The organism is Intestinimonas sp. MSJ-38 (assembly GCF_018917925.1).
GTDB lineage: Bacteria > Bacillota > Clostridia > Oscillospirales > Butyricicoccaceae > Pseudobutyricicoccus.
This window is the reverse complement of the sequence record NZ_JAHLPO010000040.1, coordinates 1-11241: the sequence shown is the minus strand read 5'-3', so window position 1 is coordinate 11241 and position 11241 is coordinate 1. Positions and strand designations below refer to the sequence as shown.

Sequence of the window (11241 nt, the reverse complement as noted above, 5' to 3'; positions counted from 1 at the left end):
ATAATGGCAACGACTAAAATACCTGTCTGAATCAGATCAGAATATGTAACCATTGTCAGCCCCCCTTTCTATAAAGATCAGGGGGCAAGAAGCGCCCCTGATCTGGTCAGGGGAACTAAAAAGTGGGAAATCCTTTGAGATTTCCCACTTTTTCTTTGCTGGGAAAGGAGGATCAATTTGAAGGAAATAAAAGTGAAAAAGTATAGGGGGATTGTTCGGCGTATGATGGAACGGCTTTCAGAAAACGGAAAGGATTGGGCGAAGCCTCGTTCCACTGTTATCCAGGCACATAAATCTCCGCCTTGTGATCAAATGCACAGCTCAGGCAGAAGAAATCTTGATGGCGGAGCTGATCAACAACTAAGCCTGTTCCCTTCCGAGAAAGAACAAATACAGAAAATTGATGAAGCAGAGAATGCGGAAGCATCCTCTGCTTTTTCTGTTTCCCGACCTGTGGGCTGTATCGAATATCTTGGAACAGATGGAATGCCAGTGGAAACTGTGGAATATACGGATGCAGAGCGATTTGTCCGGGATATTAAAGAGGAAACCTTCTACGGTGCACCCTTTACCGTTGTTTTCTACCGGGACAAGCAGGGACACACGATGTCACAGGAGTTTTTGATGGAGCTTGACCCTCCACCGATGGGATTCCGTGTGGAGGATGCTCCTGTGCTGGCTGCGCAGCGGGAACAGGCATCCCGGTATGAGGTTGTTGTTTATCACCATTTTGAGAATGGTTTTGATGAAAAACTGGACTATCCCACGCTGGAAGAAGCGAAGGAAGTCGCACAGAAGTATGTGGCCGGCTCCATGGAGCCGGATGGCTTTGCCTACGAGGGTGCGGCAGTCTATGACTTGGTAGATAAAAAATATCTGAGCATTTATGGCTATTATCCAGATGAGAAGGCCCATGAGCAGCTCAAGGAACGGGACAATGCGTTTGTGGGAGAGGAGGAAGATCTGGAGCAGTATCCCATTTCTGCTCTGGTGGCTGGAAAGTGGAAAACCTTTTCCAATGAGGAAGCTGCGGCTCAAGCTATCGCAGAAGAAGGTTCCTTGGCGGGAAAAACATTAACGGATATGGAAAATCAAAGGAAAAGAAAAGAGGTGAAACACCAGAAAGAACGAAAGAAAGATCTGGAGCGGTAACAGCAAGGGTCTGCTTTATAGCAGGCCCTTATGCTTTTTAGGAAAGGAGCAGATATGAAAGCAAAAAAAGATGCCCCCGATCGGATGGGGGAGATCACCCAGCAGCTGGAGGACGGTGTACGGAAGATCTTCGAAAGCGGAGAGTTTGAGCGGTATCTGCGCACCATGTCCCGGTTTCATCATTATTCTGTGAATAACAGCATCCTCATTTTCATGCGGCGCCCGGACGCTTCCCTGGTGGCCGGGTATGCATCCTGGCAGAAAAACTTCCAGCGTCATGTGAAAAAAGGGGAAAAGGGGATTTTTATCCTGGCCCCTTGTCCTTACAAAGTAAAAAAAGAGCAAGAGAAAAAGGATGATCTGACAGGGCGGTCTTTGCTGGATCAGGATGGAAGGCCGCTGAAAGAAGTGGTGGAGACCACACAGGTGAGTTTTCGTCCGGCAGCGGTGTTTGATATCAGCCAGACGGAAGGGAAGGAACTGCCCACCATTGGAGTGGAAGATCTCCAGGGCCAGGTATCGGAATACGACACATTGCTGAAGGCGCTGAAAGAGATCTCACCGGTGCCTATCGGCTTCGAAGAGATCTCCGGCGGCAGCAAAGGATATTATAGCCTGGGTGAACAGCGCATTGCCGTTCAGGCCGACATGAGCCAGCTGCAAACGATCAAAACCATGGTGCACGAGATTGCCCATAGCAAACTCCACGCCATAGACAAAGATGCTACGCCGGAAGAAAAGGCGCAGCGTCCGGATCAGCATACCAGAGAAGTGCAAGCAGAAGGGGTGGCCTATGTGGTATGCCAGCACCTGGGCCTGGATACATCGGATTATTCTTTCAGCTATGTGGCATCCTGGAGCACAGGGAAAGAATTGAGCGAACTGAAAAGCTCCCTGGATACCATCCGCACAGCTTCTGCCGAGATCATTGACGCTATCCAGCACCAAAGAGAACGCCGGCCTGAAAAAGAAAAATTGGGTATGGAAAAAGATGAAGAGCGATATCCATGCGTACCCCAAGCATTGGCCAAAAGAAAGCGGCGTAAAATCGTTCCCGAAGCTGAAAAAAAGCGGAAGAGCTATGAAGCGATACGGTGATCTACAAAGCATATGCCCTTAAACGGCTCTCAGAGCCGCCAGAAAAAACGATCAGCAGTAGGAGAAAAGGACATGGAAAACAAAACACTCGCTGTGCTCGTTGTAGAGCCGCAAAAGAAGCCCTATGCCAAAGAGATCGGTGGTGATCTGAAATCCCTTTAGCGTGAGGTAGGGGGACATATCCAGCCTGTCTATCCTTTCCGTGAGCCAGTAGTTCTGATCTGTGATGAAGAGGGGAAGCTGTCCGGCAAGGATCTGAACCGGGCCTTGCGGGACGAAGAGGGACAGATTTACGATGTGGTGGCCGGAACTTTCTTGGTAGCCGGATTGGGAGAAGAGGATTTCATTTCTCTGACTCCGGAACAGATGGAACATTTTATGCAGTATTTTCAGACACCTGAGCAATTTCGGATAACGAACAGCAAGATCCTGGTATCTCCCATGGGGGATGAGAGAAGTGAAGAGCCGCCGGTGTATCGGCATACCGCAGACTACGCTATGGAGCACGGTGAGATCCGGGAATACAATCTTTCCTATCGGGCCAATGAAAAATGTAAGAAAGCAATCCAGCAGGCGATCAGCCGCCATTATGATGGAAGTCGGCTGCGTGTTGATGAAGCTGTCAAGGAAGTGTTGGGGAAGTTCCGTGAAGATCGAGTGCAGTATATCCTGGCCAATACAGTGCAGCGCAAGAGTTGGGATGGAAGAATTTCGCCAGAAAGTAAAGCCTGGGCCCAGACCATGTCCATTCCCAATGGCAATCGTAATGCTTATCTGAGCCTGGATGATGTGAATCCTGGCCTGATGGATTCTTTCCTCAAAGGAGTTCGGGAAAGCATACCGAAAAAGAAAAAGCATGAAAAAACAGCAGAGAAGAAAGAGAGGAAGCCGAGCTATGAACGCTAAAATGTTGCAGTTTACTGTGGAAGAGACCAACCTGATCGGCATTTATCGGATGCCGTCTCGTTTGGAGACCATCCTGGAGCTGGAGCGCATGAGAAATCGACTTTGTGATCCCATTGTGCAGCAGGTGGCCAAGCAGGCCATGGTAAAGCTGGCGGAGATTTCTGATGAGGATTTTGATACTTGGGATTGGAGCGTAGCAGGAGAGTAAACGAAGACCGGCAGGAGGACAATATTGTCCCCCTGCCGGTCTTTTTGCGCTTGTATCAGGCTCGTGTGTAGAAGGTGGCGCGTCCGCTCCCATGTTTGATCAATACGCCTTCCTCCACCAATTTTTTGATGGAGCTTTCCACAGAGGTTTTGCCAAGAGTGGGACACAGTTCGATCAGATCCATTTTGGTGAATTTCCCCAATTTTCTCTCCACAACCTGTCGCACGATTTCCAGGGCGGATTGTTTCCCATCCACCAATACCATGCGCTCATCAAAATCTCGGTAAGCGGCTAGAATCACTGACAGAATATATTTGATAAAAGGGCTGGGATCATACGCTGGCCAGGTACATCTCAATGAGAGTCTCTTCCACACTGCTCTCCCGGCGGCGATACCGCTCAATGATGGCAGTCTCAAAGGAGGTTCCCTTGACTGTTGCAATATGGCTCTGCGTGGGGCTGGTCTATGTTTCTGGGCTGGTGCTGGGGCTGCTCAGCTCGGTCATCGCGTTCCTGGGCGTGGTACTGCTGATCGTTGGCCCCCGGCACAACGGTGTGATCGCCCTGGTCATCGCGTTCCTGCTCAGTCCCTATGGTCTGCCGCTGGCGGCGATCTGGCTGCTGGGTAAGGTGCAGGATCTGAAATTCACCATCCAGGATAAGGTGTACGGATAAAAATGTGCCTTTGCGGTATTTTACATTCCCGCAAAAATAGGATATACTGAAAACAAAAAATCCTCTCCGCTCGGTGCGGCAGGTTAGGTGGAGATGTGTATATGGATCATCCAATCACGCAGAACGATCCAATGGTTTTGGAAATCCGGGAGCTATTGGAAAACGCAAGAAAAACGGTGGCACAGCAGGTCAACACCCAACTGTTGACCACTTATTGGAACATTGGCCGTATCATCGTGGAATACGAGCAGCGAAATCAGATCCGCGCAGAATACGGACGGCAGACGCTGAAAGAGCTTTCCAGAGAACTGACACAGGAGTTTGGCAAAGGCTTTTCCCGGTCCAATCTCCAAAATATGCGGTCATTTTATCTGACCTATGAAAAATGCCAGACGCCGTCTGGCAAATTGTCCTGGTCCCACTACTGTGAGCTGTTGAGCATTTCCGATGAAAACAAGCGCAGCTTTTATGAGCAGGAGTCCATCAATTCCAGCTGGTCGGTCCGGGAGTTGAAACGGCAGGTCGACAGCTCTCTCTATGAACGGCTGCTGCTGTCCAGCGGCGATGCTAACAAGGAGAAAGTCCTTTCCCTTGCCCAGCGGGGAATTGAGATCAACCAGCCCGCTGACATCATTCGTGATCCCTATGTGTTTGAATTTCTCGGTGTGCCGGAAAATAAGCCCATGCTGGAAAGTGACCTGGAGAAAGCCCTGGTCGCACAGATCGAAAAGTTTCTTTTGGAACTTGGACATGGTTTTATGTTCGTCGGCACCCAGCAACGGGTCACGCTGAACAACACCCACTACTATGTAGATATGGTGTTCTATAACAAAATTTTACGGGCTTATGTGCTGATCGAGCTAAAAACCAAAAAGCTCACACCGGAGGCCGCCGGTCAACTCAATATGTACCTGAACTACTATGCGGCAGAAGTGAATGACCCGGACGATAATGCGCCAATCGGCATCATCCTCTGCACCGAAAAGGACAGTATTGCTGCGGAATATGCCCTGGGCGGGCTGTCTAACAACATCTTCGCATCTCGCTATGTCCTCTATATGCCGGACAAGGAGCAGCTGATCGCTCAAGTAGAAGCTGTCTTGAAAGACTGGCATGAGAAGAACGATACAAAAGAATAAATCGCCTCGATGAGCGGCGGGATTCAGCAGGAAACCGAAAAAATCGGTCTCCTGCTTTTTCTATGTCCATCAGTCGAAAGAAAGGAGGCCCATCTATGGCAACCACCCGTATCATCCCGCTGCATATCGGCAAAGGCCGCACCGAGAGCAGGGCCATCAGCGATATTATCGACTATGTGGCCAGCCCAGACAAGACGGACGGCGGCAGGCTTATCACCGGCTACGCCTGCGACAGCCGCACCGCCGATGCCGAGTTTCTGCTGGCAAAGCGCCAGTACATCGCCGCCACCGGGCGGGTCCGGGGCGCAGATGATGTGATCGCCTATCAGGTCCGCCAGTCCTTCAAGCCGGGAGAAATTGCCCCAGAGGAAGCCAACCGGCTGGGCGTGAAATTTGCCAAACGGTCCGTTATTGTACATTATCGGTGCTAGAGTTGACATTGACTATGTTGGAACATATAATCTTATTTGAAAAGTGCCCTGCCACTTTAAGAGCAGATCATTTATGTTAGGTGTATCACGGCCTTGACAGTGGTTATTAAAAAGACCGGCAGGAGGACAATATTGTCCTCCTGCCGGTCTTTTTGATGAAGAAAGCACTGGTTCTGTCAGTAAAACTGTCCCTCGTTCGATGATAAAAGAAGTGATTGGACAGCGTCAGTAAGCTCATAATAGCTTCTGAGAAAATTGGCCAGGGCCTGCTCCCCCTTGGGGCGTCAGTGCATAATATTTTCGTCTGGGCCCTAGATTGGAGATCTGGTAAGTGGCAATGATTAGTTTCTTTTTTTCTAAGCGGTTTAATAATGGGTAAATCGTGTTGTTTTCGATTTTTCCAAAACCGTAGGCCATGAGTTGATCGGATATTTCATATCCATAGGTTTTCTTTTGGCTGATGATGGTCAGGACACAGCCCTCCAGCGTACCTTTCAGCATTTGTGATGAAATCAAGTGTCCATCTCCTTTGTTGCTTTATCTTAAAATGATAGTGAAAAAAGGTCAAGCCGAAAGAGTAATGTTGATTTAAAAATGGTAGGTAATAGGTAAGCAATAGATCCATCCAACTCACACTTTTTCGCTTTTGTTTTTAATCTGCTACAGTACCTGTTAAAATCCTCAAACCACACGGCCCCAATGGTTTCAAGGGTTGAACAATTTGGGGGAAAATAAGAAAAATCAATGAATATTGCATGGGGTTCAAGAGGCCGGAGGTTCGACTCCTCTCACTCGGACCAAGTGAATAGAAAAATCCCTGGAATCGTAAGGTTCCAGGGATTTTTCTACGTCTCTGTCCTGGGGCGAAAATATCATATTCGGTTTGCCTTTTGGTTTGGGCGGTGGTACAGGCCACCCCGGTGGTGTTCCCAAAAGAAAAATGCGTGGAAAAAGTGCTCAAGCTGATGGAGGAATGCGCTGCGAATGGGGCGCAGCTCATCGTATTCCCTGAATTGTTTATTCCGGGCTACCTCTATGGCATGACCTATGGGTTCACTGTGGGGAGCCGGAACCAGGCTGGAAGGGAAGATTGGAAAGTTTATTACGATAATTCCATTCTGGCCAAGGGCACGGAAATGCAGCAGCTCATCGACTGTGCCAAGCGGTTGGGCGTCTATGTAAGCATCGGCTATTCCGAGCGGGACGAAGTGACGGCCACGCTGTATAACTCCAATATGATGATTTCTCCCCAGGGAGAGGCCCTCAATTACCGCAAGCTCAAGCCTACCGGTAGCGAGCGAGTGGTCTGGGGAGACGGTAGCAAGGACTTTTTCCCGGTGATGGACACCCCTTGGGGGCCCATGGGCAATCTGATCTGCTGGGAAAGCTACATGCCTCTGGCCCGGATGGCCCTTTACCAAAAAGGGATCACCATCTATATTTCTCCCAACACCAATGACAACCCGGAATGGCAGGATACCATCCGTCATATCGCCATCGAAGGCCACTGCTTCTTCATCAACTGCGATATGTACTTTACAAAGGCAGACTATCCCAAGACCTAAAGCGGGGAAGAAGAGATCAGCCGGCTGCCGGATATCGCCTGTCGCGGCGGCAGCTGCGTGGTGGACCCCTATGGCCATGTGATCTCCGATACAGTATGGGATCGGGAAGAAATCATTTACGCCCAGCTGGATATGCAGCAGGCGGCCGCAAGCAAAATGGAGCACGATGTGTGCGGCCATTATGCCCGGCCCGATGTGCTGTCGCTCCAGGTGCGGGAAGGATAAGGAGAAAAAAGAAAAAAGCCGTGGCTTAGCCGCGGCTTTTTGCCTTTCCTGTGATATTGTTTGCCGTTCGATCGGGGAAGAAGTTTCATTAGTGGCATCTCTTGCAGGCATCATACCCCATGGCGACGGCTTCATCCTGGGTCACCTGTGTGGGATTTTTCATGTTGCTGCATCCAGGTTTGCTGTGATACTTTGAGCCGCTGGCGGGAATCCACACCAGATTGGTGTTTCCCTGGTTTTGAGGCGCGGGAGCCGATGCGGCATTGTCGGGAGCCGGGGCGGATTCCTGGGCCGGCGTTTCAGAGGGAGTCCGAGCCGGGCTTTGCTGAGGTTCGGCCGGGGCCATATTTTCCGTTTTCGATGCGGATGCAGCTTCTTCGTCATCGTCGCTTGAAATGGGAGAGGAGGAAGGCTGAGAGGTATCCTTCTTCAAAAGAGGATCTTCCTGCTCTTTGTCCTCTGGTGCTTCCTTTTCTTCTTGTTCATCTGTTTTTGTTTCTTCTTTTTCCAGGCTCTTTTCCGTAGAGGAGGACTTTTCTTCCTCTGTGACAGAGACGGCTGGCTGCTTTTCTTCTCCCTCTTCTTCCAGTGTACAGCCCATCAATCCGGCTGCCAGGGAAAAGGCCATGAGCCACAATAGACCTCGGGCCAAATGTGCATTCTTTTTCATCGACGCATCCTATCCTCTCTTTTGAAAATATCCATTCTGTTCCTGCTTTGGTCATGCTATCACACCAGGGGATTTTTGGCAAGACGATAAAATGCAGAATAAAAAAGAGCCGCAGTTTGCGGCTCTTTTTTGATGCTTATTCGTTGACTTGCTTCTTTTCCACCATGCGCCGGGCCAGGTAGACGGCGGGGGTATCGGCCAGGCTGGTGAAGATAAAGATCACATAGCTGGACAGCATGATGGAGATCATGGTGGAGAAATTGTAGGTGCCCCAGAAAGCGCCCAAAGTGAATAGCAGAGTGTTGAGCAGCTGGGATACCAGGGTGGAACCGTTGTTTCGCAGCCAGAGGAACCGATGGGGATCGCCCCAGCGTTTGTTGGTGAAGTCCCACCAGGCGTGATAGAGCCACACATCAAACCGCTGGGTGATGGCATAGACCACAAGGCTGACCAGCATCATCCGGGGGGTGTTCTGGAACACCGCTTCAATGCTGGGAGAGATAAAGTCATTAGGAGACGGTACATAGAGCATCCAGCTTTGGGAAATGACGATAAAGCTGAAAGAGGTGAGGATACCGATGTTCACCGCCCGTTGGGCCGCCTTTTTGCCATAGGATTCGCTGAGAATGTCAGTGACCAGGAAAGTAGAAGCAAAGAGCACATTGCCCAGGGTCTGTTCCATGCCGAAGGCATCCACCAGAATCAGAACTTCGATGTTGGCCGCGATGGTGGCGATGACCGTCCAGCCATAGAGCCCTTGTTTGCCGAACAACTTCATCCACAGAAGGACGCTGCCGTACAGCACCACAAGGCTTAAAAGAATCAGTAACTCATTTCTCATTTTGTATTCCTCCCACACCAAAATCAGTATTGTGAAGCAAAATATCCACCCGGGGATTGTGGATGAACAGGGGCATCACATCTTTTTGAAAAATTTCAATCACGCCCGGGTCGGGTTTGATGGGGGTGGAGTTTTCCTCCATGATGTTGACGCACACCCGCTCAAAATAGGAAAGGCCGGTTTCGATGTCCCGCCGCATGGAAGCGGCCGTTTGACCGGGAAGGCCTTGCAGAAGGCAGACTTCATCAAAAAAGCGGGAGATATCCAAGGGAGAGGCATCGCAGTCGATTCCCTTGCACAGATAGCACTCCCGAAACAGGGGATCAAAAGTCTCCACACCGATTTTGATCTTCAGGGCAATGCCCAACATGGCCAGGTGGGATTTCAGCGGGGGGATCTGGCTGCGGTGCATCCAGTGGCACTCAAAATGCAGGGTATGGATGTGCCGCTCCAGGCACAGATCCACGATGTTTTCCATGGTTTCCTCATCCAGATCCACAAAGCTGCCGGAATTGATCACTTCCAGCCGGTGATACTCACCGGTGACCCGGGCCAGCACCCGACGGTTGAGGGCGAAATTGGCCTTTTGATCCGGCGAACAGTCCAGATGATAATCACAGAAGCGGCAGCGCCTCCAGGCACAGCCTGCGCCCCGGAGAAGCACGATCTCCCGGGGATTCTTTTCGGTGATGATCGAATAGCGTTCCATCTCGTTCATTGGTAAAAAATCCATCCTTTCTTGCTGTTTAGTATTATAGCAAAGTGATTTGCTACGGTCAATTCTCATTTGCGCGTTGCAAAGGGGAAGAAAGGACGATATAATAAAAACAGCAGAAAGGCGCATGGCCGCCGGAAAAGGAAAGGTTGGACGAAGATGGACATTGCAGAACTGAAGCGCCGGGCCTGTGAGGCTGTGGACAAAAATGCCGATAAAATCATCGCTTTTGGAGAATCGGTCTTTGCAGAGCCGGAGCTGGGATTCAAGGAATTCAAAACCGCAGAGAAAGTACAGAAAATGCTGGATGAGCTGGGCATCGAACACCAGGATGGAGTAGCCATCACCGGCGTCATCGCTCCCATGAAGGGTCGTTCTTCCAAAGTTCGTCTGGCTCTGATGGGTGAGCTGGATGCCATCGTGGCGCCGGGCCATCGGTGCGCCGACCCTGTGACAGGTGCCGCCCACTCCTGCGGCCATCATGTGCAGATCGCCACCATCATGGGTGCTGCTATGGCGCTGAAGGAAAGCGGTATTATGAGCGAACTGGACGGCGACATCGTTCTGATGGGCGTGCCGGCCGAAGAAGGGGTGGAGCTGGAATACCGCCATGGCCTGATGAAAGAGGGCAAGCTGTCCTTTATCGGCGGCAAACAGGAATTCATCAAGCTGGGTGTATTCGATGATATCGATATGATGCTCATGCAGCACACCGACGGCAGTGACAAAGTGGCTGCTGGCGGCCCGGTGGGTATGGGCTATGTGGCAAAGCTGGTTTATTATAAAGGCAAAGAGGCTCATGCCGGCGGCGCTCCCTGGGATGGGGTCAATGCTCTCCAGGCGGCCAAGATCGGCCTGATGGCCATCGACGCCCAGCGTGAGACCTTCCGGGACGAGGACAATGTGCGCGTCCATCCCATCATCACCAAGGGCGGCGACCTGGTGAATGTGGTGCCGGCCGATGTGCGCATCGAAACATTCTGCCGGGCCAACAACATGGAGGCCATCGAGGATGCCAGCTTGAAGGTCAACCGTGCTTTGAAGGCCGGTGCTGACGCCGTAGGGGCCGAAGTGGAGATCATGGACATCCCCGGCTATATGACCCCCTATGAGTGCCCGGAGATGAAGGCCGTTGTGGAAGACAACCTGGCTTTGATCTATGGCAAGGAAAATGTGGTGCCCGGTGTGGGTTATACCACCGAAGCCAACGATGTGGCTCATCTGATCCCTGTGGTTCACTGCACCATCGGCGGAGCAGAAGGCATTGCCCACAGCTCCCATTATGAGATCCGGGACAAGGATTCCGCTTACATCAAGGCCACCAAGATGCTGCTGTGCTCGGCCATCGACCTGCTGGCCAACGGTGCCGAAAAGGGCCTGTCTGTGAAGAAGAACTTCAAAGCTCCCATGACCAAGGAAGAATATCTCCGCACATGGGGCCATCTGGATGTCTGATTTGACTCGTTGAACATAAGAAAAGCCCGCCGATGAAAGATCTGAAGTGATAAAATAATGGTAGACACAAAAGTGCCTACCATTATTTTTATGCTATTATAGACATGGAGGTGGCAATATGGCTGGTAAATACACGATGCGAAGCAAAGAAGAAAAGTTAG

The 11241-nt window shown here is 50.8% G+C and carries 13 protein-coding genes and 4 pseudogenes; 11 read left to right on the top strand and 6 right to left on the bottom strand.

The features are described from left to right. The first annotated feature begins 177 nt into the window (after nucleotides 1–177). The 6 genes and pseudogenes from KQI26_RS14475 (at nucleotide 178) to KQI26_RS14460 (ending at nucleotide 3364) form a co-directional block, all read left to right on the top strand. A complete protein-coding gene (locus KQI26_RS14475; protein ID WP_216504963.1) occupies nucleotides 178–1152 on the top strand; it encodes a hypothetical protein in 975 nt (324 codons plus the stop codon). A gap of 54 nt (nucleotides 1153–1206) precedes the next feature. Next, nucleotides 1207–2250, top strand: a complete 1044-nt coding sequence (locus KQI26_RS14470) for an ArdC family protein (RefSeq protein ID WP_216504962.1) — start codon at nucleotides 1207–1209, stop codon at nucleotides 2248–2250. 72 nt (nucleotides 2251–2322) lie between these two features. Further along, on the top strand, nucleotides 2323–2412 hold the full coding sequence (locus tag KQI26_RS15430; RefSeq protein ID WP_253292885.1) for a DUF3846 domain-containing protein: 90 nt from the start codon (nucleotides 2323–2325) through the stop codon (nucleotides 2410–2412). A gap of 15 nt (nucleotides 2413–2427) precedes the next feature. Beyond that, a pseudogene (locus KQI26_RS15555) lies at nucleotides 2428–2604 on the top strand (DUF3846 domain-containing protein); the annotation flags it as partial. Nucleotides 2605–2616: 12 nt separating this feature from the next. Next, complete coding sequence (locus tag KQI26_RS14465; RefSeq protein ID WP_371744206.1) at nucleotides 2617–3156, top strand: DUF3849 domain-containing protein; 540 nt, start codon at nucleotides 2617–2619, stop codon at nucleotides 3154–3156. Then, nucleotides 3146–3364, top strand: coding sequence for a transposon-transfer assisting family protein (locus KQI26_RS14460; RefSeq protein ID WP_216504961.1), 219 nt, complete (start codon nucleotides 3146–3148; stop codon nucleotides 3362–3364). Before KQI26_RS14465 ends, KQI26_RS14460 begins: the two co-directional genes overlap by 11 nt. Before the next feature lie 55 nt (nucleotides 3365–3419). Here KQI26_RS14460 and KQI26_RS15550 read toward each other — a convergent pair whose 3' ends face one another. Beyond that, nucleotides 3420–3548 carry a hypothetical protein gene (locus KQI26_RS15550; RefSeq protein WP_256447894.1) on the bottom strand — a complete coding sequence of 43 codons (129 nt, stop codon included), beginning with the start codon at nucleotides 3546–3548 and terminating at the stop codon, nucleotides 3420–3422. 151 nt (nucleotides 3549–3699) lie between these two features. Continuing rightward, a pseudogene (locus KQI26_RS14455) lies at nucleotides 3700–3795 on the bottom strand (transposase); the annotation flags it as partial. Between KQI26_RS14455 and KQI26_RS14450 the strand changes: the two are divergent. The 3 genes and pseudogenes from KQI26_RS14450 to KQI26_RS14440 all read left to right on the top strand — a co-directional run. Beyond that, complete coding sequence (locus tag KQI26_RS14450; RefSeq protein ID WP_216504960.1) at nucleotides 3767–4039, top strand: CD1845 family protein; 273 nt, start codon at nucleotides 3767–3769, stop codon at nucleotides 4037–4039. The pseudogene KQI26_RS14455 and the gene KQI26_RS14450 overlap by 29 nt on opposite strands. Before the next feature lie 101 nt (nucleotides 4040–4140). Continuing rightward, nucleotides 4141–5178: a YhcG family protein gene (locus KQI26_RS14445; RefSeq protein ID WP_216504959.1), complete on the top strand. Its 1038-nt coding sequence runs from the start codon at nucleotides 4141–4143 to the stop codon at nucleotides 5176–5178. A gap of 95 nt (nucleotides 5179–5273) precedes the next feature. After that, nucleotides 5274–5582: pseudogene (locus KQI26_RS14440) on the top strand (relaxase/mobilization nuclease domain-containing protein); the annotation flags it as partial. Between the two features lie 261 nt (nucleotides 5583–5843). On the opposite strand, the gene KQI26_RS14435 reads toward KQI26_RS14440, so the two are convergent. Beyond that, entirely contained in the window at nucleotides 5844–6125 is a 282-nt protein-coding gene (locus tag KQI26_RS14435) for a PadR family transcriptional regulator (protein ID WP_253292884.1), read from the bottom strand. Nucleotides 6126–6511: 386 nt separating this feature from the next. Here KQI26_RS14435 and KQI26_RS14430 point away from each other — a divergent pair. Beyond that, a pseudogene (locus KQI26_RS14430) lies at nucleotides 6512–7399 on the top strand (carbon-nitrogen hydrolase family protein). 88 nt (nucleotides 7400–7487) lie between these two features. Here KQI26_RS14430 and KQI26_RS14425 read toward each other — a convergent pair. The 3 genes from KQI26_RS14425 to KQI26_RS14415 form a co-directional block, all read right to left on the bottom strand. Then, entirely contained in the window at nucleotides 7488–8069 is a 582-nt protein-coding gene (locus KQI26_RS14425) for a hypothetical protein (RefSeq protein WP_216504958.1), read from the bottom strand. A gap of 136 nt (nucleotides 8070–8205) precedes the next feature. Then, nucleotides 8206–8910: a queuosine precursor transporter gene (locus KQI26_RS14420; RefSeq protein WP_216504957.1), complete on the bottom strand. Its 705-nt coding sequence runs from the start codon at nucleotides 8908–8910 to the stop codon at nucleotides 8206–8208. Further along, on the bottom strand, nucleotides 8900–9628 hold the full coding sequence (locus KQI26_RS14415) for a radical SAM protein (RefSeq protein ID WP_253292883.1): 729 nt from the start codon (nucleotides 9626–9628) through the stop codon (nucleotides 8900–8902). Before KQI26_RS14415 ends, KQI26_RS14420 begins: the two co-directional genes overlap by 11 nt. Nucleotides 9629–9784: 156 nt before the next feature. On the opposite strand from KQI26_RS14415, the gene KQI26_RS14410 reads away from it, so the two are divergent. Next, nucleotides 9785–11080 carry an amidohydrolase gene (locus KQI26_RS14410; protein WP_216504956.1) on the top strand — a complete coding sequence of 432 codons (1296 nt, stop codon included), beginning with the start codon at nucleotides 9785–9787 and terminating at the stop codon, nucleotides 11078–11080. Nucleotides 11081–11241: the final 161 nt, after the last annotated feature.

Coding starts and splice junctions, on each gene's coding strand:
- KQI26_RS14470 (WP_216504962.1), top strand. CDS start 1,207: ATGAAAGCAAAAAAAGATGCCCCCGATCGGATGGGGGAGATCACCCAG.
- KQI26_RS15430 (WP_253292885.1), top strand. CDS start 2,323: ATGGAAAACAAAACACTCGCTGTGCTCGTTGTAGAGCCGCAAAAGAAG.
- KQI26_RS14465 (WP_371744206.1), top strand. CDS start 2,617: ATGGAACATTTTATGCAGTATTTTCAGACACCTGAGCAATTTCGGATA.
- KQI26_RS14460 (WP_216504961.1), top strand. CDS start 3,146: ATGAACGCTAAAATGTTGCAGTTTACTGTGGAAGAGACCAACCTGATC.
- KQI26_RS15550 (WP_256447894.1), bottom strand. CDS start 3,548: ATGGATCTGATCGAACTGTGTCCCACTCTTGGCAAAACCTCTGTGGAA.
- KQI26_RS14450 (WP_216504960.1), top strand. CDS start 3,767: ATGATGGCAGTCTCAAAGGAGGTTCCCTTGACTGTTGCAATATGGCTC.
- KQI26_RS14445 (WP_216504959.1), top strand. CDS start 4,141: ATGGATCATCCAATCACGCAGAACGATCCAATGGTTTTGGAAATCCGG.
- KQI26_RS14425 (WP_216504958.1), bottom strand. CDS start 8,069: ATGAAAAAGAATGCACATTTGGCCCGAGGTCTATTGTGGCTCATGGCC.
- KQI26_RS14420 (WP_216504957.1), bottom strand. CDS start 8,910: ATGAGAAATGAGTTACTGATTCTTTTAAGCCTTGTGGTGCTGTACGGC.
- KQI26_RS14415 (WP_253292883.1), bottom strand. CDS start 9,628: ATGAACGAGATGGAACGCTATTCGATCATCACCGAAAAGAATCCCCGG.
- KQI26_RS14410 (WP_216504956.1), top strand. CDS start 9,785: ATGGACATTGCAGAACTGAAGCGCCGGGCCTGTGAGGCTGTGGACAAA.